Raw genomic sequence first — 25,981 nt, 5'->3', positions numbered from 1 at the left:
AAGCAGTCATTAAACTCTGGAAGATTGTATCCATAGAATAACATGTTCCATCTGGCCAGACGTTGTTTTGCCTCATAACTGTTTTTGGAGTCCATCACCTTGTAGAATTCATTCTTTAGAACATAGGCCTGCCTTAATCGCTCCGAAATCCTCAACATGGATTCTACCTGGTCAACTTCATCTGGAGTCAGCTTATCCGGGTGTTTTAGCAACAGCTTTCGGCTCCTTTTAAAGTACTTTCTGCGTTGTTCATGGAACTTTTTTTGCTCAGCCTTTCTCACATTTTCAAAAGCCCAGGCCACTTGTCTGACAACATGATATTTATCAGCGATTATCTGTGCTCTTGGGAATACGGTTTTGACCAGACTGCGATATGGACCGCTCATATCCATAACGACATATTTGACGTTATTCCGGTCTTTAAACTGTGAGAAGTATCTGTACAAGTCCTCACTCTTCCTGTTCGGGAGAATATCCAGAACCTTTCTGTTTTCAGGATCGGTAAGTATACATTGAAATTTCTCTCCATCTGCATTGCCCCTGAATTCGTCTATGGAGAGTACACGCGGCAGGGTCTTATTTGAGTATTTAATGTGATCAAATACCCTTACAGCTGTCGTTGGCGAAACATTGGCCAAACGAGCCAAATGCTTGACAGAAACAACCTCTCTAAAGGAGTTAATGATGAAGGCAATAAGTCTACTGGTAACCCGATGATATCTTGGCAGGAAAGGTATCTCTTCATAAAACCTTTTATTACATGAAGGACATACATAGCGTCGTTTCCTCAGATGGATGAAAGTATAGCTCCCAAATGAAGATATATCCTTAATTCGTTGTTCTCTGTAATCGTGAATCTTTTCCGTAGTCCGACCACAGCGGGGACACTTATGGGCTTTTCGCTTCATTTTCATATGAATGTGGAACTGATTGTCCTTTCTTTCTGCGAAGGTAACAGTTACATCTTCAAATCCAATAAATTCTCGCGTATAATCTTTGTAGAGCATGGTTGATTCTCCTTTAAAATGATGGTGTGAGTAACTACATTTTACTAGAGATTTCACTCCATGCTCTCTTTATTTGCAAAAAATGTTGGAGTTCCGAAGTTTCTGTCCCTCGGCACCCCAACATTTATTATAGAACCTGTTTTCCATGGGTACCTGGGCATGGCGGACTACAATATCGCTGATGATGGCTACCTGCTGATCGGTAAGGCTGCTGGCTTTCACGATGACATCGATATAGTCTGAATCGCTCATATAGACCAGCGCATCGTCAAAGCCCCTCTGCTTGATCAGGGTTTCGATGGTGTTCTCGGTTTCGCACCGGTTGATCACATCCATCAGTTTCTCCTGGGCCAGCAGGGTGGCTTCATTGGACGTATCGCCGCTCTCTGCCAGAGCCTTGAGTTCTTCTTTCTGCCTGCTTCTGGCCTTGTCGCGCTCCATCCTGGCCTGGGCGAAATACCCCGAATAGGCATTGGAGCTGGCCCCGGCTGATGTATTCACGGCCTGTTCCGGATCCTCCTCTCCCTTAACATAGACAGCTGCCCCGGGGATTTCTTCCGGATCTGCGCTGGCATCGGCAATGTCAAGGTCGCCGGGATCCATGAAGTTGCCCGATTCACCTACGCCACCGGTATTGTACTGCAATATGCCAACAGCGATAATAACCAGTACAAGCCCGAGAACAATGATCTGTTTTCTTTGCATACCCTTCCCTCCAAATCAAGCATACCGTTTATTTGTGTTTCAATATCTGAACCCGGTGTTCGGGAACTCCCAGCAGCGTGCAGACGGCATTATTGAGTTCCTGTTTGACGAGAAAATCGTCAGCCCCTTCTGCCACCACCACGACGCCCTTTATCTCGGGGATCTCAACTTTCAGGATAACCGGCTCGTCATTTCCCGATAATGCCAGTTCCCGCCTTTCGCTGCTTTCAAGCGATTTTCTCCCGGTATCCTCACTGCTCCTGCTGTCCAGCTGGTCATTATAGGCAGGCACCATTTCACTGCTGGAATCCGCGTAGATCATGACCTCCACCTTGCCGGCCCCCTCCACCTGGGAGAGCAGGTTGGCCAGCCGCTGCTCGAGGTTTATGATGATGTCTTCGTCATACAGCTTGGAACTCCTTGCCCATGTTTCGCCTGCAGCCGGATCCTGGACCGATGCCCGCGGCCCGTTCTCCGGGCTTTGCGGCCTTGCAAAAAATCCACCCGCTAAGATGATTATTACGCCGACCACCACAATTATGACCAGATTTTCAAATGTGGTTAATTTCTTTTTCTCCCCCTCTTTCCCGTCCTTCATGAAGAAGGACACCAGCTTTTTCATGCCCATCACCTTCCTTCAAAGATGCTGCTGTCCACAACAATCCTGTCCGGCTCGATAGCCAGCGCCTGGGACAACCCGGTCTTGATCCTGTTTTCCATGGAACCGGTGAAAACCGCATTTTCGTTGTCCTCAGGGGGCCCTACCTTGATATACAGCTCCCTTATGGCACCAAAGTCATCGCTTCGGCTGTTCCCCTGGAGGACCACGTCCGCGCCGATTACCCTGAAATCCTTTTCTCCCTGAAAACGGTACTTCACATCCGAAATCAAGGTCTGTCTGTATATCTCCAGCAGCTGTCCGGCCTCTTCCTCTTCCAGCCGCCGTATCCTTTTCTCCATTTCGCCTTTTGACAGGGTCAGATAATCATGCCATGCCACCTCCTGTATCCTGAAATCGCCTCCCAGGAACCTGATGACAGGTCCGGCAATCACAATGGCGACAACCAGGCCGCAAACCAGCTTCACATATTTATTCAGGCTCCCTTCCGGCGCAAGCTTTTCAATCAGGGAGCATATGACCGAAATGGCTATAAGGCTGATGATCCACACCCTCAGGTTATCCAACGTGCCTCAGCCTCCTCTTTGCGTTTCTCAGGCAAATCCTGTACTGCTCATCAGCGTTCCGGTCAGCAGGATGAGCACAAACAGGGAAGCGCCCATAATGCCTATCATGACGGACATGCACCCGGCTGCGTCTTCCAGGGCGCCGCAGATACCCTCATCGCTCAGAGGTGCGCCAAAGGCGGCTATGAGGCGATATACCAGCATGATGACCACCATCTTGATGAACGGCACGGCAAAGAGGATGCCAAGCCCGATAACCGTGACCACGCCTGCCGCATTTCTGACGGCCTGGGTGCATGCCAGGATGGTCTCTGCCGCATCGGACATGTTCTTGCCCGCTACAGGCACCAATGTGCCGATGGCAAACTTGGCGGTTTTCACGGCTGCCGCATCCACTGCGCTTCCCGATATCTTCTGTATGTTGACGGCTATGGAGAAAATCAGCGTTATGGCTCCGGTTGCCCAGACGGCAATGGTCTTGAGCAGTTTTGCAAGGTTTTTCAGTTTAAACCTGTCCGAGATGCTGTCCACAAGGAACAGGACGCCAGCCATGACGGTCAATGGCAGAAAAATGTTCCTGAACAGGTGGCATGTCGTGTTGACACCGGCCAGGACCAGCGGCTGAAGGGCCGTCGCCGAAACCACCTGTCCGGAAGCCGCCATCATGGCATACATGGCCGGCATGGCGACAGACGCAAGGATCTGCATGGATTCGATGGTTCCCTGGGCCAGCCGTACGATGCTGCCGAAACTGGCTGCCGCCATGACGGCCAGCGCCCCGTTAACGGCCAGCTTCACGGCCTCACCGGACAGCCCGCCTTCCTTAGGCTGGAGCCCCTTAAGCACAGCCGCCAGCAGCATGACAGCAAACAGCTCCAGCATCAGCAAAACATTTGCCCTGAATTCCTTTCCCAATAGTCCCAGTAAGGCAGAAGGAAGGCCATTTAAGCGATTCATGGGCATCCCTTTGGCCGCGTCCTCCAGGATCCGGTCCACGCTGAAATCATAATCCAGTTCCTTGATATCCTTCAGGGCCCGGTCCACCGCATCCCGGACGTTTCGGACCTCTTCATTTTTCAGCTGTCCATTCAGGATCTGCTCACGGAACCTGCTGTCCTGGAGGGCGTCTTCCGCATAAACGGCCTGAGGAAGAGCCAACCACGCCAGAACCAGGAAGAGCAGACCTGCCCGCTTGATGGACTTCAAAAACATTCCCGACGCCCGTGCCATTGCCGCATTCACCCGAATCTTCACAGAATGGTTGTCACCATCTTAATCAGCGCTGTGGCAAGGGGGACCGCCACAGCCAGCATCATGATCTTACCGGCTATTTCGATCTTGGATGCGATACCGTTCTGGCCGGCATCCCGGCAGGCGTCCACGGCAAACTGTGTGATATAGGCCATGCCTGTGACTTTCAGGATCGGTACGATGAGATCCGCATCAATGCCGGACTTTCTGACGCTTTCATTGATGAGCTGGATAACGGCACCGGCTTTGCCGGCCACCAGCACCAACGCCAGCACGCCAAAGGCCAGCCCGATGAGCATGCCCATCTCGGGCTTTTTTTCCGAAACGACAACGGCAAGGAGAGCACCCACTATACCGATGCCCGCAATCCTGATCAATTCGGTTTCCATGGCTGCAACATCACCTTCAGCGTTTTGAGTCAGGGCTGTCCCGAATCAGAACCCGAACAGCGCCTTCACGGTATCAAACAGGTTGGCAATCTCCCTGACCACCAGCATCAGAACAACGACAAGACCGGCCAGCGTGGTCATCATGGCCTGTTCTTCCCTGCCGGACTTGTTCAGCACAATATTCAGGATGGATACCAGAATACCTATGGCTGCAATTTTGAAAATCAGATCCACATCCATGGCATTACTCCTATATCAGAAGAATAACCGCTGCGGCACCGAGAAGCGCCCCAAGATTCCGATACAGTTTGCCGGTTGTCTCCGCTTCCTCTTTTGCCTTCCTTTCCAGGGCCGACACTTTTTCCTTCTCCATGGCCAGAACCGCATGCTGCATGTCCCGGTCAGACTTTCCGAGCAGTTCTCCAAAGTCCCGGAGAAGGTCAATATCTTCCTGCGCCAGCGGGAGGGCGGCTGCCGTTTCTTCCAAAGCGATTCTCCAGGCATTTCCCGCATCGAGGATTTGCTCCTGGAGAAGGCTTCCCGAGCGGTTGAACAAAGGTACCCAGACCCCTCCGTAATTTCCCTTGCCAAGGCTTTCAAAAGCCTTGTTCAACGGTTTCCCCATTACGCACATCTCGTTCTCCAGGAACAGCAGGATGTCCCTGAACTTCTGAAGTGCAAGCTGCCTGGCTTTCAGCTTCGCGGAACATTTCAGCCCCATGGCTGTGCACCCGAAAAACACCATCAGGCATCCTAAAAGCCTGATCACTGTATAGCCTGTTCCCATAAGCATCCGACACCTTTACCCACCTTGACCCGTTCCGTATTCCCAGAACGATGTATCGTTCAAATCCGCCTTCCCCAATCAGGATGCCAAATCCCAGCCGCTCCCTGAGATCGTTGATGTCATAGGCATGGGCTGTTGCCACAATCCTCGCGCCCGCATTCCATGCCATTTTGATGCTCTCCGCATCCTGCCCGGTCCCCAGCTCATCCACCACGATGACCGCCGGGGATAAGCCGCGCAGCGCCATCTCAATACCCTCCGCCTTTCTGCAGCCATCCAGAACATCGGTCCTCGGGCCGCAGTCATTCTGCGGAACCCCCCTGTAACAGGCCGCGATCTCGGAACGCTCGTCCACGATAACAGTCCGCAGCCCGGCAAAATCCGCTGCTTCGGAACCGGTGCTGATGATTCGGCACAGATCCCTCAGCAGGGTGGTTTTCCCGCACCTGGGCGGTGAGATGACCAGAGTATTGCAGATATCGTGCCTTCCGGCCCTGATAAAGGGAAAGATCGGCTCTGCGCATCCTTTGAGTTCCCTGGGGATGCGGATGCAGATTGAGGAAATGTCCTTAAAGCCCTTAAGGGTTTGGCCCTGGTAGACCGCTTTGCCGCAGATACCCGCCCGATAGCCCCCTTTGAGGGTCAGAAAACCCCGGGCGATATCGTCCTGGTAAGCATATACCGAATGCTCGCATAACCTGTAGAAAAGTTCCTCAACCTCTTCACGGCCCACTCGGAAGGCCTGATCATGCCGGCATGTGAAGGAACCGTCTGCCGCAATAAAGCAGTCAAACCCGCTGAAAACTCCCACGAGAGGCATCTCAGCATTTATCCTGAGCTCTTCCAGCCCAGCCGCTTTCCCAGGATCCATCCGGCTGACAACCCTTTTCAGCCTGTCGGGCAGATAGGAACTGATTCGGTCCAAAGCGTGAAGATGGCGTACCTTTTCCATACCGATCAACCTTCTTTTGTGAACCGTCCGTTTTGGACGTGGGGACATGCTTAAATTTATGCGCATGAACGGAACGATATGTATAAAAAAACCGCTGTTCTTCTGAACAACGGTTTTTCGTTCATTGCAGGAACCGGAATGTGCCATGAGCGGGAAAATTATTTCTTCCGGTAGTTCTGATAGGTAATGGCGTCATAAACCACATCGTTCTTGATGATGTTGAAACGGGTATCGCTGCTCCACTTATCCAGTTCGCTGTTGTACCATTCAGCCTCCTTTGAGGCTTCCAGGTAGGATTTCACCGTGTTTTTCACATCATCAAACTCCGTGTGCTTGTCAATCCGCACGACGAAGATGACCATGTCGGTATCCACGATATCCGCGTCGCCGGCTTTCCCCTCAAGGGCAAAATCGAACAGGTCCTTGAAATAGGGCAGCTGCAGGTAGGAACTGCTGTTGACGGTGGCCTTGCCCCGTTCCTCATCGGAATCATCCGAACTCTCCTCGGAATAGTTGGCGATTAAGGTGTCCATATCCTCGCCCTTCTTGATCTTTTCCAGGACTTCCATGGCTTTGGCCATCTTGGCGTCTATCTGATCCTGGGGCAGGGTTGTTCCGTTTTCGTCAAACTTTTTGAGATAAACGTAGCGGATATCGGCGCTGTCGTACAGCTCGCCGTTTTTTTCATACTCCGCCCGGATTTCCTCTTCGGTGATCTCCGGCGGCGTATAGTTTTGCTTGATGTATTCGTTTCTGAATTTTTCGTTGACCTTGGTTCTCTCGAGGATCTTCCTGTACTGATCCAGAGTCACCCCGGTGGATTGCTCCACCCATCTGGCAAAGTCGCTGTCTGAAGCATTCAGTTGCTGCTGATAGGCCAGGAGGGTTCTGTTGACCTCGCTTCGCACGCTGCTGTCCACGGTAATACCCATTTCTTTGGCCTTGATGAGCTGAATCATATATTTCTTTGAGGTGTTGAGCGTTTCATTCTTGGCGGTTTCCCAGGGGTTCTGCCCGCCTTCGGTTTTCAGCCAGTATTGTTCTTTTTCTGCATCGGACTTGCCCGATATGCCCCAATCCTGCTCAGTCTTCAGAATTTGCTGGCGCAGCAGAAATTCATACTCATATTTCATGATCCGCCGTCCGGCAACGGTAGCCACATAGCTGCGGGAATCAATCAGATACCAAATCAAAAAAGCGGCTATGACCAGGATCAGAATTGTCACCGTTCTGATAATCATAGCCTCCCGTTTAGTTCGGATCAGTTTTTTCTTCCTGCTGCCCTGATCGTTTTTTCTCTTTTTATCCATAAATCCCACCCTTTAATACGAGTCGGCCTAACTATTTTGCCCCACTGTACAAACATTATTATAAACAATCAGTGGGACGACTGCAATTTCACCATATCATGTAATAGAATCTTAATATTCCTCAGCAAATCGCGTTTTTCATCGCTTTTGACCCGATAGGACAGGTAGGGCTGCCGACCCGCGCTGAACATCAGGCGACCACGCCATTTTCCGATGATCTCCCCTATCACCTTCGGGTCGATGGCTGTCTGTTCAGCATAGCTCAGGATCACCATATTGTCTTTTTCCTTGACGGAACTGAACCCGAGGGATACGGCCATGTTCTTAATCAGGGCAATATCGATCAGGTTCCGGGTCTCCTCAGGGATATCCCCGTACCGGTCGATGAGCTCATCGCATATATCCATGGCTTCGTCCTCATTTTCAACCGACGCGATGGACTTATACATGTCAATCCGCTGATCCTCATCGGGAATGTACCGGGCATCGATGTGGGCCGGAACCTTGAACTCCACACTGGTTTCAATATTGGCGCGCTTCGTGGGTTCTCCCTTCATCTCGGCAATCGCTTCATCAAGAAGCCTTAAGTACATGTCATAACCCACTGTTTCCATATGGCCGTGCTGTTCCGGGCCCAGGAGGTTTCCGGCTCCGCGGATCTGCAGATCCCGCATGGCTATCTTGAAGCCCGAGCCGAACTCGGTGAACTCCCGGATGGCCTTCAGGCGCTTTTCGGCGATCTCGTTGAGGGCCTTATCCCGCTTGTAGGTCAGGTAGGCATAGGCCAGGCGGCTGGAACGGCCCACTCTTCCCCGTAGCTGGTAGAGTTGGGAAAGCCCAAGCCTGTCCGAATCTTCCACGATAATGGTGTTCACATTCGGCATGTCAATGCCCGACTCGATGATGGTGGTGCAAACCAGTACATCAAATTCCTTTTCAACGAAGGACTGTATCACCTGTTCCAGTTCCCTCTCGCTCATCTGGCCGTGGGCAAAACCGACACGGGCTTCCGGAACGAGCTTCTGGATATGGGCAGCCTTCGACTGGATGCCGCGAACCCTGTTGTATAGGTAGAAAACCTGCCCGTCGCGCGACAGTTCCCGGTGAATGGCGTCCCGGACAATATCATCCCGGTACTCCACCACATAGGTCTGGACAGGATAACGGTGTTCCGGCGGATCCTCGATGGTGCTGATATCGCGTATGCCCATCAGGGACATGTTCAGTGTTCTTGGTATGGGCGTAGCCGAAAGGGTAAGGGTATCCACATGGGGATATCGGCTCTTGATGGTTTCCTTGTGGGCCACGCCGAATCGCTGCTCCTCATCCACCACCAAAAGTCCCAGATCCCTGAACTTAACTTCCTCCGAAAGAAGCATGTGGGTTCCCACAATGATATCAATCCGGCCGGCTTTCAGGTCGCGGAGGATGGCTCGCTGCTCCGCGTCGGTCCTGAAGCGGCTCAGCATCTCAACGCGCACGGGAAATCCGGAAAAGCGTTTCTTGAAGTTCTCATAATGCTGGGCACACAGGACGGTGGTAGGCACCAGGAAGGCCACCTGTTTTCCGTCCATGACCGCCTTGAAAGCGGCACGCAGCGCCACCTCGGTCTTGCCGTAGCCCACATCCCCGCACAGCAGCCGGTCCATGATGATCTCCGATTCCATGTCCCGCTTGATTTCCTCAACACACCTGAGCTGATCCGGGGTCTCCTCGTAGGGAAAGGCATCTTCAAACTGCTTTTGCCAGACCGTGTCGGGAGCAAAGGCATAACCCTTCATGCTCTTTCTCTCGGCCTGGAGCTTGATGAGGGATGCGGCCAGTTCCTTAAGGGATTCCTTGACCCGTTTCTTGGTCTTGACCCACTCGGTTCCGCCCAGTTTGTTCAGCCTGGGCTCACGGCCTTCCGAGCCCACATATTTCTGGATGAGATCCATATGGGTGGTCGGGATGAAAAGCAACCCGCCGTCCCGGTAGGCCACCTTCAGGTAGTCCCGCCGGATCCCTTCCACCGTCAGTTGCTCCATGCCCTGATAGATGCCTATGCCATGGGCCTGGTGAACCACATAGTCTCCGGGTTTAAGGTCGGTATAGGTTTCAATGCGTCTGCCGCGCGCCGTGGCGCTCTTTCGCGGTTTCTTCACGCTTTTGGCCGAGATGTCGCTCTCGGTCACCACCACAAGCTTTTCATCACGGTAGGCAAAACCGCTTTGGAGACTGCCGGATCCCACCACAACGGAAAACCCTTCCGGCCAGGCTTCAAAACGCGTGGCATCGGCTGCAGGGATCCCTTTTTCCCGAAGCTCCTCCAGCATCCGCCCGATCCGGTCCTCCCGGGAAACCAGGATGAATATCCTGAATCCACCCTCAGCCCAATCCCGGATATCATCAAAGAGCAAGTCCATCTTGCCGATATAGGGACTGATGCTGGAACCATTGACGTGGCAACGGACCGCGGGCTGTGGTGAAAGAAGCCCGGCATCCTCAAGGGAGGCAAGGGTTACAACCGGGTGCCTACCCGCCGACTCCAGGATGGTGTTGGCATCAAAAAGCAGATCATAGGTCTCGCCCAGGACCATGCCCTTTTCTGTGAGGACATCGCACAGGCTGTGGAGTTCCTCCTGTCCGTTTTCCATCCGCTCGCGGGTTCTTGCGGGCTCTTCAAAAAACAGCAGATGCCCGTCACCTGTATATTCAAAAAGATCGGCCTTCCTGTCCAGGAGGAAGGGAATGAATTTGTCCACCCCGGCAAAATAATGGCTGTCCTGCAGTTTTTCCAGGTACCGGCCGATGTTCTTCGAAAGCAGGGGCCGAATATCCTGGGAAACCTTCCGGAGGGTCCTGTCCAGGGCTTCCTGGATGCGTCGGGTAATATCGGGGATTTGACTGCGGGTATAGATGATCTCCCTGGCGGGATATACCGTGAGCTGATCAAGGGTCTGGATGGAACGCTGGGTTTCAGGCGAAAAAGCCCGGATGGAATCCACTTCGATGTCAAAGAATTCAACGCGGGCCGGCAGCTCCGCATTGATGGGGAAAATGTCCAGGATACCGCCCCGTACGGCATACTGGGCTTTTCCCTCAACCTTTTCCACCCGCTCATATCCCATCTCCAGAAGCTTTTCTTCCAGGGACTCGATGGCTGTCTGCTGGCCGATTTTAAGCTCCAGCACATACCGGGCCAGCTGATCGGGCGGCATAAGCCGGTGAAGCAGCGCTTCCGTCGAGGTTACCACAAAGTCGTAGTCGCCTTCCAGGATCCGCATCAGGGCTGTGATCCGGTCATAGGTTTGTTCGAAGCTCCTGGCTTCCACATCATAGAGCATGATTTCACGGCAGGGCAAATAGACGGCCCGATCCCCGGTAAGCCAGGACAGGTCCGCCAGGGCCTGCCGGGCCTGCATTTCGTTCCAGGCCACATAAATGCCCTTCATACCGGTTTCACAGGCCGCCCACCAGGCGAGATGCCGTTTTTGTGAATCGGAAATCCCGGATACCAGAAGTTCGGCACCGGGTCGTATCTTTCCGGTTATCTCCCTTAATCGGGCCGATACAGACAAAAGGGAATTCAGTAGCTTCATCTGACTCATCCGTTATATTTTCCCATGGCCACTTCTACCGAGGCGCAAACCATGGTAGCCACAGCAAGGGCTGCCTTCTCAATGGCCTCATTGACCAGCGCCCTTTCCTCCGGCGTGAACCTGCCCAGCACATAATCGGCCAGGTCTATCTGCGGATCGGGCTTGCCGATTCCTATTCTGACCCTGGGAAAGTCCTCGGTATTCAGGTGGCTGACAATCGACCGCATGCCATTATGGGTTCCCGGGCCGCCCTTGGCCCTTATGCGGATCTTGCCCGGTTCCAGATCGATATCGTCGTAAATCACGATGAGTTGAGTCGGTTCGGCCTTGTAATAGCCGAGGATCTCCGCCAATGATTCACCGCTGTTGTTCATAAAGGTCTGCGGCTTGACCAGCATCACCTTCTTGCCCTGCATCATGCCTTCGGATACCAGGGCTTTGTGTTTGGATTTGAACTGGGTCAGCCGGTACAGGGCCGCCAGGTAATCAATGGTCTCAAAACCCACATTATGTCTGGTCATTTGGTAACGGGGACCCGGATTTCCGAGCCCGGCTATGATAAACATGGCATACTCCTCTACAGTTGCGTAAAGATTGTGGAAATGGATATGTCGCCATATATCCTTTCAATGGCTTCCGCAAAAACATCGCCCACCGAAAGGATTGTCAGCTTATTGATGCGCTTTTCTTTGGGGATCTGGATGGTATTGAGGACCACCACCTCTTTGATGACCGAGGTCCTGATCCTGTCGATGGCCGGTCCTGAAAGCACCCCATGGGTACAGCAGGCATAAACTTCTGTAGCGCCCATGTCGGCCAGGGCGTTGGCCGCATTGACCACCGTGCCGGCCGTGTCTATCAGATCATCCACCAGGATGGCCCGCTTTCCCCTGACATCGCCGATGATGTTCATGATCTCGCAGACATTGGCCTTCGGACGCCTCTTGTCGATGATGGCAAGCGGAACTTCCATCTTTTCCGCGAACCTTCTGGATCTTCCCACGCTCCCCACATCTGGGGACACAACCACCACATCGTCAACCTTCCCCTGGAACTTCTCCAGGAAGTACCTGGCCAAAATCGGGGAACCCTGCAGGTGATCCACAGGAATGTCAAAGAAGCCCTGCAACTGCGGCACATGAAGATCCATGGTAAGGATCCTGTCGGCACCGGCTGTGGTGAGAAGATTGGCCACCAGCTTTGCAGAAATGGGGTCCCTGGCCTTGGCTTTCCGGTCCTGGCGTGCATAGCCGAAATAGGGCATGACAGCGGTAATCCGACCCGCAGATGCACGCTTCATCGCGTCTATCATGATCAGCAGCTCCACCAGGTTATCGTTGACCGGTGCGCTGGTGGACTGGATGATGAAAACATCGGAACCCCTGACCGGTTCGTTGATGCTGATGGCTGTTTCGCCGTCGCTGAAATGTCCCACCACGGAAGCACCTAATGGCAGGCCGATCTTTTGGGCAATCTCTTCGGCCAGTTCCCGGTTGGAATTGCCCGCAAAGATTTTGATGTCCTTACCGTGAAGATTCATAGCAATGAAACCTCCGAAGTTCAATCATTTCTTGTCAAGCCCTTTCCGCTTGACCCAATCGCTGATGATGGTCTGCCGGCTGCGCGCGATAGCCAGGGAGTACGCGGGGACTTCTTCCGTGATGGTGGAGCCCGCCGCGATGTAGGCGTGCTCTTTCACCTCAACCGGCGATACCAGGTTGACATTGCAGCCAACAAAGGCATAATCCCCGACCACAGTCTTATGTTTTTTGACCCCATCGTAGTTGACAACCACGACCCCACATCCCAGATTGACATTCCTGCCGATCTGGGCATCCCCGATATAGGTAAGATGGGATACCTTGGTGTTGTCTCCAATCTCGGATTTCTTGACCTCAACGAAATCTCCGATCTTGACATTGCAGCCAATTTTGCTTCCGGGCCTCAGGTAGGCAAAGGGCCCGACCTTGGTTTTCGCCCTGATTTCCGATTCCAGGATAACCGAGTTCATAACATGAACATCATTCCCAATGGTGCTGTCAACAATACGTGAATAGGGACCTATGACGCACTGCTCCCCGATGCGGGTGCTGCCTTCCAGGATGGTCCCGGGATATATCACCGTATCCCTGCCGATTTCCACCTGGGGGGCGATCACCGAAGTTTCGGGGAGAATGAAAGTCACCCCGTTCTTCATATGGGTCTGTACGATCCTGTCATGCATAATCCTTTCAGCTTCGGCAAGCTGAATCCGATCGTTGATCCCAAGGATCTCCGTGCTGTCGCCGATAAGGTAAGCACCTGCCGAACCGTTATCGGACAGGATGATTTCAATGGTATCGGTAAGGTAGTACTCCCCCTGGCTGTTGGCGTTGTTGAGTCTGTCCAGTGCCTTCAAAAGCGCAGGGATTTCAAAGAAGTACATGCCTGAATTGATCTCCTGAATGGCCCTCTGCTCTTCTGTGGCATCCTTGTGTTCCACAATGGCGCGGATCCTGCCATCCCCGTCCCGGACGATCCTGCCGTAGCCGGTGGGATCCTGCACCCGGGCAGTGATGACCGTAACCTGGTTTTTACTCTCCAAATGGACCTCGTAGGCCTGCTTCAGTGTATCTCCCGTGATGAGCGGGGTATCGCCGTAAAGGACCAGCACGGTACCGCTTTTTCCCTCCAGAAGGGGCCTTGCCTGCATAACCGCATGGCCGGTACCCAGTTGCTGCTCCTGAAGCACAAAGGCGACATCCTTTACCGCTTCCTTCACCTGTTCCGCCTGGTGTCCAAGCACCGCGATAATTTCACCTGAACCGGCCTTTCTGGCCGCATCCATCACATAAGCCAGCATAGGCTGCCCGCAGATTTTATGCAGAACCTTTGCGGTATGGGATTTCATCCTCGTACCCGCTCCGGCCGCAAGGATCACGGTTACCAAATCTCGCATAACAATGCTCCTTTCGATGGCTTTCCACCCAACATTCTCTCATTTTCGGCCTTTGTTTTCAATTGTGCAGACTGATAATTCACGGAAAAATAAATAAGGCACTTAAATACATAAGTGCCAAATAAATAATCTGAATCAGTTTCTATTATTCCATACTGGCAAGGGCTCCAGCCGCTTCTTCCTCTGCAAGCATGGACTGGTACTTCTCCAGGATGGCGCTTTGGACCTTGTTCCTCGCATCTGCATTGATAGGATGCGCAATGTCCCTGAACTCCCCTGAGGGGGTCTTACGGCTCGGCATTGCGATAAACATTCCGCTCTGACTCTCAATGATCTTGATGTCGTGTACAACGAACTCGTTATCAAAGGTAACGGACACGACAGCCTTCATTTTTCCCTCTGCTTCTACCTTGCGGATTCTGATATCTGTTATCTCCATTTTTAGCAGCCCACCTTCCGTTCTTTACATGTAGATTATAGTAGTGTAATTTATAATACAATATTTCGGCATAAATTTCAAATATCCTTCTTATTTATAAAATTTAAGTAAATTTTTATTGCATATTTTTTCCTGAACAATGGAATACTTCCTCTGTGAACCTTGTATCCATCTTGTCCACTGGTATATAATCGATCTGACATAAAAGTATGGAGCGTGTATGCATGACTAACCGCTTTACGTTTTCGCCAGGAAATATTACCGTTCACATGGTGGGCATTGGCGGCATCAGCATGAGCGGTCTGGCTGAAATATTGATGCATAGAGGCGTTAAAATTACCGGTTCCGATCTGCATGAGTCCGATATCACCGACAGGCTGAAGAACATGGGAGCGATCGTTTTTCCGTCCCATGAGGCCTCGAACATAACCAACCAGGACCTGGTGGTCTACTCGGCCGCCATCCCCCAGGATAATCCCGAACTGACCGAAGCCCGCAGCAAGGGTATTCCTGTCATGGAACGGGCGGAGCTCCTGGGCGTCATCATGGATCATTTCCAGCATGCCGTCGCGGTTTCAGGTACCCACGGGAAGACCACCACCACGTCCATGATATCCCAAGTCATGCTGGAAGGCGGGCTCGATCCCACCATCCACGTGGGCGGGCTTCTTGATGCCATCGGCGGCAATACGCGGATAGGCAGCAGTGGCTGGTTCGTTGCGGAAGCCTGTGAATACAAGGACAGCTTCCTGAAATTCAGACCCTCCCTTGCCGTGGTTCTGAATATCGATGCCGATCACCTGGATTATTTCAGGGATGTGGATCACATCCGTTCCTCCTTTGAAGCCTTCCTTTCACAGGTGAGGAACCCGGGTACCATCGTTCTCAACCTTGACGATCCCCAAACCCGTCTGCTTTCCAAATCCCTGACCAGGCCTTTCATTTCCTATGGTCTGAAATCCCCGGAAGCGGACTGGACCTGCGAGGATATCGCTTTTGAAAACGGCTGCGCAAGCTTTACGGTTTATCATAAGAAATCGTCCTGGAGCAGGGTGAAGCTTTCGGTGCCCGGCCTCCACAACGTCTCAAATGCGCTGGCCTGCATTGCTTCCTGCCATGCCCTGGGCATCCCTCAGACCGCCATCATCAAAGGTCTGGAAAGCTTCAGGGGCACCCACCGAAGGCTGGAGGACAAGGGCATAAAGAACGGCATTCGCGTCTTGGACGATTATGCCCACCATCCCACCGAGATTCAGGCTACCCTGCAGGCGGCCCGGGCTCTTGCATTAGGCCGTTTGTTCTGCATTTTCCAGCCCCACACCTATACCAGGACCTATGAACTCCTGGACGATTTTTCCCGTTCCTTCGCCCTGGCGGATACCGTGGTGGTCGCCGATATATACGCGGCCAGGGAAAAGGATACCGGGCTCATCCATGCCCGCGCCCTGGCGGACGGCATCAACAGGAATACGGGCAACGCCGTCTATATTCCTGATTTTGCCGGTATCGTATCCTTTCTCGGCGAAAACGCCCAGTCGGGCGACCTGATCCTCACCATGGGGGCCGGGGATATCCATAAGGTTGGCGAGATGTATCTGGCTGCAACCGACTCACCATAGGCGCGTCACCAGCACGGTCATGTCATCCCGGGCGCCGTTGCTTCGCAGATTGGCTTCCGTGAGGATCATATCGGCCATCTGCTGCGGGTTCAGCGTATCCAGGGCCGCAATAAACTTCTGCAGCGTTGGCTGCCCTTTATCGCAAAAGGCATCGTAAACGCCATCGGATACCATGATCACGAAATCTCCCTCCGAAACCCTGTATACGGTGGGCTTGTCCTCTTCATCACCGGAGTCCCCGTCGGAATCTGTTCCGGAGATCTCGCTGACACCCTCCATGCTCCTGATATAGGAAGCCGGTGCACCCAGTTTGTAGAACCGGACGCTTCCGTCCATCAGATTGATGGCGCAGGCATCCAAGGTCGCCAGGATCTCCCTTTCTCCCCTGATGCCCAGGTATAACCTGATGAGTTGAAAGGAAAAAGCGATGTCCACGCCTTCGTCCATGAGATACTCCAGCATCTGGATGGTGTTTCTGCTGTAGCGCTCGGCCCGTTTGCCGCTGCCGGCGCCATCGCTGATGGCGCTGATATGGAGACCTGAACCGTTGATGAAAAAGGTGAAACTGTCCCCGGATACAGGTGATTTCTCCATGGAAAGGCGGGCTACGCCCGTTATGGTGCGGTATCTGGGCTTGTTCATGTACCGGAGTACCGAATAGCCCAGCATATCCCGCCTCATCTCCCCTATCCTGACAATCTGGCTGCCGAGGAAGGCTTTGACCAGATTGTCCAGCTGGTCCATGTTGATCCTGTGAATCCCCTCGCACACCACATCTGCGGAAGTCCTGGATCCACCGTCCGACCCTATCCGGATATCCGCAACAGGAATCCCCGAGCTTGCAGCAGCCTCAAGAAAGCTTTCCTCAATCTCGTAATTCCTGCTCCTGTGTTCCACGATGGAACGGGCAATGCTCATGATGTTTCCCGAGATGATGCCGGCCTGCTCTGCAATGCGTTCCCTTGCCTCATTGAGCCTGGCCCTCCAGACCCTTTCCGTTTTGTAGATGGAGAAAGCGATGCCCAGGCTTTCGACAAACCGATCGTTCCTGGTGCAGGTATTGCGGAACCATCCGGGTATCTCCAGCAGCCCGGTTTCATCGGTCTTCAGTTCGGACAGGGCTTTTTCCACCAGTTTGTAGGTCTTCATGAAATTGGTACCCCAGCACCTTTCACATTGCGGGCAGCGTCGGCAGACCTTGTCGGCTACGATCTCCATCACCGACTCTGCCATGGTCCGCTCGTTTTCGGTCTCGTCATTCAGAAACTCCTGAACATTCCTGGAAACCCTTGCAAGCGCCTTGCCCAGTATGTACAGCCTGTCGGAAGCCTCCAGGGACGCCCGTCTGCCCACTTCGTCATCCAGCGCCTTGCGGGCCTTGGGGCCGGCCAGGTATTCGCACAGGATGTTCAGAGGTTTGGCAGGGATGAAAAGGAACAAGACGCCTGCCACCATGATGCTGTAGTATCCCATGATCATGTTGCCATTCAGGATGGACAAGCCTGTGAAAAAAAGGATGACCGCTGTCCAGAGGAATACCGGCACAACTCTTCTCCTGAAAGGCAGTCCGGCTGCCGCACCGGCCAGTGCATACAACCCAGGCAGTTCCAGGGCACCCGGGATTCGGTACATGGTCAGCACAAATCCCATGCAGGCACCCATACAGGCAGCGCATGCGCTTCCCCTGCTGCGGGCAAAGACAAGGACCACCAGGCCTGCCATCATGCCGCTCAGGTCCAGTTCGGTTATGAACAAGCCCTCCAGGCTGATGATGGACAGGCAGGCCAGTATGGCCTTTGCTGCCGTCAATCTGCCGTTTTGCCTGTACAGGCTGGCCTTGATATCATCCTTCTGCATCAGGGCAGGCTGTATCAGCACGGCAACCGAAAACGCAAAGGCTGCGCACAGCAGGGAGGCCACCAGATCGTACACATGGAATCCCTGCACAAGCCCCTTGACCAACCCGGTCGCCAGTACCGTGAGGCCCATCATCACCGAGCGGTTGAGGACCGTGGGTTTGGCATGCCCGCTGAGGCTGCGGAAATGGAGCAGCAACTCAAAGATCAGCACAGCAGCCAGTTGACGAAACGCTTCGAAAAAGCCGGAATGAATGAGATTGCCCGCTGTCAGCGCAACAACGGCCAGGAGCCTGTCCGGACCGGAAAACTGCGCAGCACAGTAAAAGGCCAGCCCAAAAGGACGCAGGACTTCAAAGAAGCTGGCCCGTGTGAAGAAAAAGCACAGGATTGCCTGTACGAACCGGAAAAACGTGATCTGCCCGAACCATTTGAGAAGAAGCTTGAAACCATGGTCACGCGCCTTTATTTCCGCTGCGTTATCCATTTGCATCCCCCGTTCCTCTTCATTGGTAAGAAGGCGCAAACGGCACTTTTCTTCCCATAAGCCACACCGGTTTTCCGCCGGCAAACGGGAAAGAAAAAGCCCATCCGGCCGCGCCCGGTTAATTATATGAGCCATGGTGCAATTTTAGTATTATTTACGGATATAGGGAAATAACAAGAGTCCGGGAGTAAGCGTTCAGTTGTCGGAGCGAAGCGACGAAGCAATCTCAGTCACTTCCGCAGCTATCCACAGGTATGATGAGATTGCCGCGCACCGTTTACTCGGTGCTCGCAATGACACAGCAGGTATGGCTTGCGTGTGTAGCAAGAACCGTCCCCCTGGTAAAAAAAGCGGCTCTACAGCCGCCACAATCCCAATACTACTCAATTTTATAATACATCATCTCTTCCAGGTCTATCTTGTCCACATCCTCGCCGATTATGGTAACCAGCTCTTCATCGGTTATGCTCTCCTTTTCGGCAAGCCGGTCCGCATGCACGGTCAGGATCTTCTCAAAGAGGTTGCGCACCGTCCGGGCATTGGCAAAGTTCTCGGTGCGGTTTTCATAGAGCGTTTCAAGCATTCCGGCAACCTTTTCTCTTGCCTCGTCGGTGGTTTTATAACCGTTCTTCTCACACATCCTGTCGAAGATGGCCACCAGTTCCTCCGGCGAATAATCCTCAAAATGGATGTATTTGTTGAAACGGGACTGGAGCCCTGGGTTGGAATCCAGGAATTCCTCCATTTTGTCGGGATACCCTGCCACGATCACGATCAGGTCATCCCGGTGATCCTCCATGGCCTTAAGCAAGGTATCCACCGCTTCAAATCCGAAGTCGTTCTCGCCCCTTCGGGATACCAGGGAATAGGCCTCATCGATGAAAAGCACGCCGCCCATGGCTTCCTTCACGACCTCCATCACCTGGGGGGCCGTCTGGCCTACGTACTTGGCCACCAGGCGCGAACGGTCCACCTCAACCAGATGCCCCTTGGAAAGCACGCCAATCTCGCGGTAGATCCCGGCAAGGAGGCGGGCCACCGTAGTCTTTCCCGTTCCCGGGTTTCCCGTGAAGACCAGATGCAGGGACATCTCCACCTCGGGCAGACCTCTTTCCTTCCGCATCTTCATGATCTTGACCATGTTGGCCAGGGATTTGACATCCTCCTTGACCTTCTTCAGGCCAACCAGCGCATTCAGCTCGGCCATGAGTTCCTCTAGGCTCTTCCGGGGAGCGGTGTCCGCAATCTCTTCCTTTCCGGGCGCCTCCCCTGTGCCATACTGAACCGGCGGTTCCTCCTGTCCGGCCGGCCCCGGATCAGCCTCAAGGGATGCCGTGTTCCTGGTATACAGGTCGTCATAGACCCGGCCAAGAGGGTTGCGCCTCAATACGCTGTCCATTTCGTCAAGCAGCTTATACAGATCATTGAAATCCATTTTTGACTTGTTCGGATCATCCATGGTTCGGTCATACCTTTCCGTCTTCGGGCCAAAAACGGCATCCTCGCTGCGAAAGCGTGTATCAGCAGGGCGCGGTTCAGCCTCCTAAATGTCCAGCTTGTCCAGATCAATATCCCGTATAGATGTTACCACAAAATCGGCCTTACTGGTATCCTGCCTGCCGGAATTGGGGTTTTTGAATGCGATGACCCGCATGCCGGCGCTCTTTGCCGACTGGATGCCCAGTTCCGCGTCTTCGATGGCCACGCAGGCTGCCGGTTCGATCCCCAGATGCTGCGCGGCTTTCAGATAGATCTCCGGATCGGGCTTGCTCCTTGTGATGTCGTCGGCTGTGACCATGACATCAAAATAAGGCATAAGTCCCGTTGTTTTCAGGATATGCTCGGCAAAATACCTGGGTGACGAAGTGGCCAGCGCAATCTTCAGGCCTTTTGCGACAGCCGTTTTTACCAGGTCCCCGATGCCGTCGATGGCCTCAATGGGTTCCTGGAAAAAGCGCTTTTTCTTATACTCCTGCTGCCTTTCCAGCAGTTCTTCCACTGAGGCTTTTATGTTGTGCCTTTCCTTGAGGATGGGCCACATGGTCTGGTTAGTCACGCCGATAAACTCATAGAGCTCACTTGGGGATGGCTCGGCGCCGAAGCTTCTCATCACCGCGACGGCAATCTCGCATTGAATCGGTTCGCTGTCGATGATGACGCCGTCCATGTCAAAAACCAGTGCTTTAATCATAGGATCTCCTTTCGATCATTTTCTATATCTTTTTCAGCTTGGCAAAACTCTCCATGAGCCGTTTCATGCCATAATCGTCAAATCGGATCTCCAGCTGGAAATCCCCGCCGTCCGGGGTCTTCTTCATGACCGTGCCTGCGCCAAACTTCTTGTGCAGCACCCGATCGCCGACTTCCACGCTTTCGCCTTCCTCCTGGGATGCCCTGTTGAACGCCCGTATCCTGCTTTTCAGGTCGTTCAGGTCCATTTTGCCGCGGCTTCCCAGCCAGCTGTTGGAAGCGGCCGGCGTGGGCCTGCCGTGGGCAGGGCTTGCTATCAGGGAATCCGGTATTTCACTGATGAAGCGGGATACGCGGTTGTAGGAGGTGCTTCCGAAGAGCATGCGGCATTTGGCATTTGTCAGGTAGATCTCTTCCTGGGCACGGGTGATACCCACATAGCAAAGCCTTCTCTCCTCTTCCAGCTGATCCTCGTCGTAGAGGGAGCGGTAGCTGGGGAAAACCCCTTCCTCCATACCGGCGATGAACACCACGGGGAATTCCAGGCCCTTGGCGCTGTGGAGGGTCATGAGGACCACCCGATCCCCCACCTCCTCCGAATCATCAATATCGGCAACCAGGGAGATATGGGCCAGGAAATCCTCAAGGGTGGGCTTTTCTTCCGCTTTCTCGGCAAATTCCTGCGCCACCGACAGGAATTCCTTGATGTTTTCGATTCGGGTCATGGACTCGGGGGTCAACTCCTTTTCCAGTTCCCTGACCAGGCCGCTTCTGTCCAGCAGAAGCGCGATGAAATCCACCAGCTCCGCTTCCCTGGACCTGGCCTTCAAATCCTCCACAAACCTGCAAAAACCCAGAAGGTTCCGTGAGGCTCGCGCCAGTTCCGGGTACGCTTCTGCACGGGAGGCTATCCGGTACATGCTGGTATCCTCCTGGATTGCCAATTGCTCAACCTTGTCCAGGGTTGTCTTCCCGATGCCCCGTTTGGGAACATTGATGGCCCTTGAAAAGCTGATGTCGTCATCGGCGTTCTGGACCAGCCGGAGCCAGGCGATAACATCCTTGATTTCCTTCCGATCGTAGAATTTCAGACCCCCGTAGATTTTATAGGGAATGCCCGTCTTCATGAAGACTTCTTCGAATACGCGGGACTGGGCGTTGATCCGGTAAAGAAGGGCCATGTCGCTGTAACTTCTGCCCGATGCCTTAAGGGATCGTATGACGTCGGCTATGTAATAGGCCTCATCATGCTCATCGGCAGCTTCATACCGGTTGACCAGGCTGCCCTCCGGGTTTTCGGTCCAGAGCCTCTTCTGCTTTCTCCCGGCATTGTTCTGGATCACGTGGTTGGCAGCCTCCAGGATGGTCTTGGTGGAACGGTAGTTCTGTTCCAGCTTGATGACCCGGCAGGATTTGAAATCCTTTTCGAAATCCAGGATATTGCGCAGGTTTGCACCCCGCCAGCCGTAGATCATCTGGTCGTCATCGCCCACCACGCAGATATTGCCGTGCTTTGAGGCCAGCATGCTGACCAGCATATATTGTGCCGTATTGGTATCCTGGTATTCGTCCACATGGATGTAGCGGAATTTTTCCGCATAGTAGTCCAGTACCTCCGGAAACTCGGAAAAGATGCGGATGGTGTGGAAGATGATATCGTCAAAATCCAAAGCGTTATTGGACTTGAGTTTTTTCTGGTAAAGCTCGTAGATCCGGGCTATCTTGCCGAGGCGATAGTCGGATGCATACATCTTCAGGTACTGGGCCGGACTGATGAGCTCGTCCTTGGCGCGGCCAATTTCATGGAGCACCGAGCCGGGCGGAAAGTTCTTTTCATTGATGCCCAGCTGCTCCAGGCAGCTCTTAATCAGCGTCTGCTGGTCATCGGTGTCGTAGATGACAAAGCTTCTGTCATAACCCAGCCGCTCGATCTCCCGGCGAAGGATCCGGACGCAGCAGGCGTGGAAGGTGCCCACCCACAGGTCGTTGGCCGGAGCGCCGATGAGCTTTTCCAGCCGCTCCTTCATTTCGCGTGCAGCCTTGTTGGTAAAAGTGATGGCCAGGATATTCCAGGGGCTCACGCCCATCTCACCCACAAGATAAGCTATCCTGTGGGTCAGCACACGGGTTTTGCCTGAACCGGCACCTGCAAGGACCAAAAGCGGTCCCTCGGTATGCAGGACAGCCTTCTTCTGTTGCTCGTTCAAGTTCTCCAAAAGCATCCTCTGTTACCTCCGTGTCATGATTGGGATGGGTGGACACCCCGAATTGATTATATATAAAACGCTCTCCGAATTCAAACATCTGTTCGGAAACATTCGGCCGCTTTTTGCGCCTTTAGTCATACAGTATAACATCCGGCCACACAATAATAAAGCCCGTATTGGCGACCGCGGTTCATCTATTGAGGCAAAGCGGCGGGAATGGTAGAATGAAATGGCGCAAGCATCCTATCTCTGAAAAAGGATTGTGTGGTTATGAAAAAAAGCAAGTATGATGTGATCATCATTGGATGCGGTACAGCAGGCATTTTTGCCGGTTATGAACTCGACAGGCTCTGTCCGGGCATGGATATTCTCATGCTGGAACAGGGCAGGGATATCGGCCGCCGCAGCTGTCCCATCGTCCAGAAGAAAACCGAATCATGCATCAACTGCCCTTCCTGCTCCATCATGAGCGGTTTCGGCGGCGCCGGTGCCTTTTCGGACGGCAAGTTCAATTTCACCACCCGGTTTGGCGGCTGGCTCTCCGATTACATGGATTCAGAAACCATTATGGAACTGATCGAATACGTAGACAGTATCAATGTCCGGTTTGGGGCCACCACCAAACGTTTTTCCACCAACAGCCCGGCCGCCCATGAAATCTCGCGGAAGGCGCTCTCCTACGATTTGCACCTTCTTGACGCTGAAGTGAAGCATTTGGGCACCGAGAACAACCTGGACATCCTGACCCGCCTTTACGAGTATCTCAACCAGCGGGTGGAACTGGTTTGCAACGCGCCGGTCACCGAGATCGAAGCCTTGCAGGACGGGTACAGGATCACCCTGAACGACGGCACCAGCGCTGAGTGCCGCTACCTGATAGTCGCCCCCGGGAGGACCGGCGCCGAATGGTTTGCCAACCAGTGCAGGAAACTGGGCCTTTCGCTTATCAACAACCAGGTGGATATCGGCGTGCGCGTGGAACTTCCCGCAAAGATCTTCGAGGAAATCACCGACGTGGTCTACGAGGCGAAATTCCTGTACAGGACCAAGCAATACGGTGATCTGGTCAGAACCTTCTGCATGAACCCTTATGGCCATGTGGTCGCCGAGAACGTGGACGGTATCATCACGGTGAACGGCCACAGCTATACCGATCCGGCCTTAAGAAGCGAAAATACCAATTTTGCCCTGCTGGTCAGCAACCGGTTCACCCAGCCCTTCAACGAGCCCTATCAGTATGGCAAGCGCATTGCTTCCCTGTCCAACATGCTGGGCGGCGGCGTCATCGTGCAGCGGTTCGGCGATCTGATCAAAGGAAAACGGACCAACGAGCACCGGTTGTCCCAGAGCTTTACCAGGCCCACCCTGAAGGCTACACCGGGAGATCTAAGCCTGGTCCTGACCAAGCGCCATCTGGACAACATCATTGAAATGATCATGGCCCTTGACAAGATCGCACCCGGAACAGCCAATCATGACACCCTGCTTTACGGTGTTGAGGTCAAATTCTACAGCGCAAGGCTCCAGTTGAGCAATGAGCTGGAAACCCAACGGCCGAACTTTTTTGCCATCGGCGACGGAGCCGGCATCACCAGGGGATTGTCCCAGGCGGCCGCCAGCGGCGTGTCGGTGGCCCGGACCATCAGCAGGCGGATCGGGAAGCAGGCCGAATGAACATCATGAACATATTTAAAGGAGCTGTCTTTTGACAACTCCTTTTTTTCAAACCTGTCTCACTGTGAATGGTGCTGTTTTGCATACCGCATTTGCTTCTGCGTCCGGGCTGCATTGACTGGCGATTCAATTTGCTGCAATCATTGTTCCAGATGACGGCCAAGGAAGTTTGCGGCCGACTGGACAAGTTTGGTTTCCACCTCACCCACTTTAACCTTGGGATCCACCGACAGCATCATCACAGCGCCAATGGCATCCCCCTCGGAGATGATGGGAGAAATAACCTTGCAGGCATACTTTGCATTGCCTTTATCGTCGGTTATCACAGGAACCTTGCCATCGGCATCGCTTGCCACGAAGGTATCCCTGTTCTCAATGATTTTCTCAATATCCGGGCTCAACGGCTTTTCGAGCAAGTCTTTCTTGGAACCGCCCGACACGGCTATAATGGAATCACGGTCGGCTACTGCTATAATATGGCCACTGGTATTATGGAGGGACTCAGCATAGGCCTCGGCAAAATCTCCCAATTCACCGATGGGCGAGTACTTCTTGAGGATGACCTCTCCCTCCCGATCGGTGTATATCTCCAGCGGATCTCCCTCCCTGATTCTCAAGGTGCGTCGGATCTCCTTTGGGATGACTACCCGGCCCAGATCGTCTATTCTCCTTACAATGCCGGTTGCTTTCAAAATGTTTGCCTCCTTTCATGCAAGCTGTCAAAATCTAATCATTCATAGTATTGGATGAATTCCTTATTTTATGCAGGCATGAAAAAAGAGAGCCTTTTGGCTCTCTTTCGGTATTCTGCTCTTTTATACGCGTTCCAGGTATTCTCCGGTGCGCGTATCGATACGAATCTTGTCGCCGGTGTTCACAAACAGCGGCACCTTTACCTGGGCACCGGTCTCAACGGTGGCAGGCTTGGTAGCACCGGTAGCCGTATCTCCCTTGAATCCGGGTTCGGTATGGGTGACTTCCAGCTCAACAAACATGGGCGGTTCTACACCGAATACGTTGCCCTTATAGGAGAGAATCTTGCAGACCATATTCTCCTTGACAAAGGTCATTGAATCCTTGATCTGGGAAAGGTTGAGAGGCAGCTGCTCATACGTTTCAACATCCATGAAGTATGCCAGATCGCCGTCGTTGTAGAGGTATTCCATATCCCTTCTTTCGATCTGGGCCCGCTCAAACTTGTCGGTCGGGCTGAATGAACGCTCGATGACACCGCCTGAAATCACGTTCTTGATCTTGGTCCTTACAAAGGCTGCGCCTTTCCCCGGCTTGACATGCTGGAATTCCACCACCTGCCAGACCTGTCCGTCCATCTCAAACGTTACGCCGTTCTTAAAATCTCCTGCAACAATCATGTTTCGAAACCTTCCTCTCAATATAGGGTGA

23 protein-coding genes are annotated in these 25,981 nt (G+C 53.2%); 2 read left to right on the top strand and 21 right to left on the bottom strand.

The window, feature by feature from the left end; translation table 11 throughout:
• The 15 genes from F3H12_RS02475 to spoVG all read right to left on the bottom strand — a co-directional run.
• The coding region (locus F3H12_RS02475; RefSeq protein WP_149677766.1) for an ISL3 family transposase at window positions 1-1,007 on the bottom strand (1,007 nt) is incomplete at its 3' end.
• A 69-nt stretch (window positions 1,008-1,076) separates the two neighbouring features.
• Window positions 1,077-1,712, bottom strand: coding sequence for a SpoIIIAH-like family protein (locus tag F3H12_RS02470; RefSeq protein ID WP_149677765.1), 636 nt, complete (start codon window positions 1,710-1,712; stop codon window positions 1,077-1,079).
• Window positions 1,713-1,740: 28 nt separating this feature from the next.
• Window positions 1,741-2,334: a stage III sporulation protein AG gene (locus tag F3H12_RS02465; protein WP_149677764.1), complete on the bottom strand. Its 594-nt coding sequence runs from the start codon at window positions 2,332-2,334 to the stop codon at window positions 1,741-1,743.
• 5 nt (window positions 2,335-2,339) lie between these two features.
• Window positions 2,340-2,897, bottom strand: a complete 558-nt coding sequence (locus F3H12_RS02460; protein ID WP_149677763.1) for a stage III sporulation protein AF — start codon at window positions 2,895-2,897, stop codon at window positions 2,340-2,342.
• Window positions 2,898-2,924: 27 nt separating this feature from the next.
• Complete coding sequence (locus F3H12_RS02455) at window positions 2,925-4,151, bottom strand: stage III sporulation protein AE (RefSeq protein WP_149677762.1); 1,227 nt, start codon at window positions 4,149-4,151, stop codon at window positions 2,925-2,927.
• The gene (locus tag F3H12_RS02450) at window positions 4,148-4,537 is read right to left on the bottom strand and encodes a SpoIIIAC/SpoIIIAD family protein (RefSeq protein ID WP_149677761.1); all 390 of its coding nucleotides are present in this window, start codon (window positions 4,535-4,537) and stop codon (window positions 4,148-4,150) included. The genes F3H12_RS02455 and F3H12_RS02450 overlap by 4 nt, the downstream gene beginning before the upstream one ends.
• A 45-nt stretch (window positions 4,538-4,582) precedes the next feature.
• Complete coding sequence (gene spoIIIAC / locus F3H12_RS02445) at window positions 4,583-4,777, bottom strand: stage III sporulation protein AC (RefSeq protein ID WP_149677760.1); 195 nt, start codon at window positions 4,775-4,777, stop codon at window positions 4,583-4,585.
• 10 nt (window positions 4,778-4,787) lie between these two features.
• Complete coding sequence (locus F3H12_RS02440; RefSeq protein ID WP_243133167.1) at window positions 4,788-5,252, bottom strand: stage III sporulation protein AB; 465 nt, start codon at window positions 5,250-5,252, stop codon at window positions 4,788-4,790.
• Complete coding sequence (gene spoIIIAA / locus F3H12_RS02435; protein WP_188118327.1) at window positions 5,134-6,276, bottom strand: stage III sporulation protein AA; 1,143 nt, start codon at window positions 6,274-6,276, stop codon at window positions 5,134-5,136. The genes F3H12_RS02440 and spoIIIAA overlap by 119 nt, the downstream gene beginning before the upstream one ends.
• A gap of 158 nt (window positions 6,277-6,434) precedes the next feature.
• Window positions 6,435-7,586, bottom strand: a complete 1,152-nt coding sequence (locus tag F3H12_RS02430) for a peptidylprolyl isomerase (RefSeq protein ID WP_149677757.1) — start codon at window positions 7,584-7,586, stop codon at window positions 6,435-6,437.
• Between the two features lie 68 nt (window positions 7,587-7,654).
• Window positions 7,655-11,167, bottom strand: a complete 3,513-nt coding sequence (gene mfd / locus F3H12_RS02425; RefSeq protein ID WP_149677756.1) for a transcription-repair coupling factor — start codon at window positions 11,165-11,167, stop codon at window positions 7,655-7,657.
• A 5-nt stretch (window positions 11,168-11,172) separates the two neighbouring features.
• On the bottom strand, window positions 11,173-11,733 hold the full coding sequence (gene pth, locus F3H12_RS02420) for an aminoacyl-tRNA hydrolase (protein WP_149677755.1): 561 nt from the start codon (window positions 11,731-11,733) through the stop codon (window positions 11,173-11,175).
• 11 nt (window positions 11,734-11,744) lie between these two features.
• Window positions 11,745-12,707, bottom strand: coding sequence for a ribose-phosphate diphosphokinase (locus tag F3H12_RS02415; RefSeq protein WP_149677754.1), 963 nt, complete (start codon window positions 12,705-12,707; stop codon window positions 11,745-11,747).
• A gap of 24 nt (window positions 12,708-12,731) precedes the next feature.
• Window positions 12,732-14,105 carry a bifunctional UDP-N-acetylglucosamine diphosphorylase/glucosamine-1-phosphate N-acetyltransferase GlmU gene (gene glmU, locus F3H12_RS02410; protein WP_149677753.1) on the bottom strand — a complete coding sequence of 458 codons (1,374 nt, stop codon included), beginning with the start codon at window positions 14,103-14,105 and terminating at the stop codon, window positions 12,732-12,734.
• Between the two features lie 145 nt (window positions 14,106-14,250).
• Complete coding sequence (gene spoVG, locus F3H12_RS02405; protein ID WP_149677752.1) at window positions 14,251-14,544, bottom strand: septation regulator SpoVG; 294 nt, start codon at window positions 14,542-14,544, stop codon at window positions 14,251-14,253.
• 224 nt (window positions 14,545-14,768) lie between these two features.
• Here spoVG and murC point away from each other — a divergent pair, with 224 nt between their 5' ends.
• Entirely contained in the window at window positions 14,769-16,163 is a 1,395-nt protein-coding gene (murC, locus tag F3H12_RS02400; protein ID WP_243133165.1) for a UDP-N-acetylmuramate--L-alanine ligase, read from the top strand.
• Here the strand turns inward: murC and F3H12_RS02395 are convergent.
• The 4 genes from F3H12_RS02395 to pcrA form a co-directional block, all read right to left on the bottom strand.
• Window positions 16,155-18,506, bottom strand: coding sequence for a SpoIIE family protein phosphatase (locus tag F3H12_RS02395; RefSeq protein ID WP_188118326.1), 2,352 nt, complete (start codon window positions 18,504-18,506; stop codon window positions 16,155-16,157). The genes murC and F3H12_RS02395 overlap by 9 nt on opposite strands.
• Window positions 18,507-18,885: 379 nt before the next feature.
• Entirely contained in the window at window positions 18,886-19,965 is a 1,080-nt protein-coding gene (locus F3H12_RS02390; protein ID WP_149677749.1) for an AAA family ATPase, read from the bottom strand.
• An 84-nt stretch (window positions 19,966-20,049) separates the two neighbouring features.
• A complete protein-coding gene (locus tag F3H12_RS02385) occupies window positions 20,050-20,697 on the bottom strand; it encodes an HAD family hydrolase (protein ID WP_149677748.1) in 648 nt (215 codons plus the stop codon).
• A 22-nt stretch (window positions 20,698-20,719) separates the two neighbouring features.
• Window positions 20,720-22,918, bottom strand: coding sequence for a DNA helicase PcrA (pcrA, locus tag F3H12_RS02380; protein ID WP_149677747.1), 2,199 nt, complete (start codon window positions 22,916-22,918; stop codon window positions 20,720-20,722).
• Between the two features lie 255 nt (window positions 22,919-23,173).
• Between pcrA and F3H12_RS02375 the strand changes: the two genes are divergently transcribed.
• Window positions 23,174-24,577 carry an NAD(P)/FAD-dependent oxidoreductase gene (locus F3H12_RS02375; RefSeq protein ID WP_149677746.1) on the top strand — a complete coding sequence of 468 codons (1,404 nt, stop codon included), beginning with the start codon at window positions 23,174-23,176 and terminating at the stop codon, window positions 24,575-24,577.
• Window positions 24,578-24,717: 140 nt separating this feature from the next.
• Here the strand turns inward: F3H12_RS02375 and spoVT are convergent, their stop codons facing one another.
• Together spoVT and efp are read right to left on the bottom strand one after the other, a co-directional pair.
• Window positions 24,718-25,269 (bottom strand): stage V sporulation protein T, encoded by a 552-nt coding sequence (spoVT, locus tag F3H12_RS02370; RefSeq protein WP_149677745.1) that lies wholly within the window; start codon window positions 25,267-25,269, stop codon window positions 24,718-24,720.
• A 123-nt stretch (window positions 25,270-25,392) separates the two neighbouring features.
• Window positions 25,393-25,950 carry an elongation factor P gene (efp, locus tag F3H12_RS02365; protein ID WP_149677744.1) on the bottom strand — a complete coding sequence of 186 codons (558 nt, stop codon included), beginning with the start codon at window positions 25,948-25,950 and terminating at the stop codon, window positions 25,393-25,395.
• Window positions 25,951-25,981 lie beyond the last annotated feature (31 nt).

This window comes from Thermoclostridium caenicola (genome assembly GCF_900142095.1).
Taxonomy (GTDB): domain Bacteria; phylum Bacillota; class Clostridia; order DSM-8532; family DSM-8532; genus Thermoclostridium_A; species Thermoclostridium_A caenicola.
Note: the sequence above shows the minus strand (reverse complement) of the source record. Positions and strands in the feature narration are given on the sequence as shown.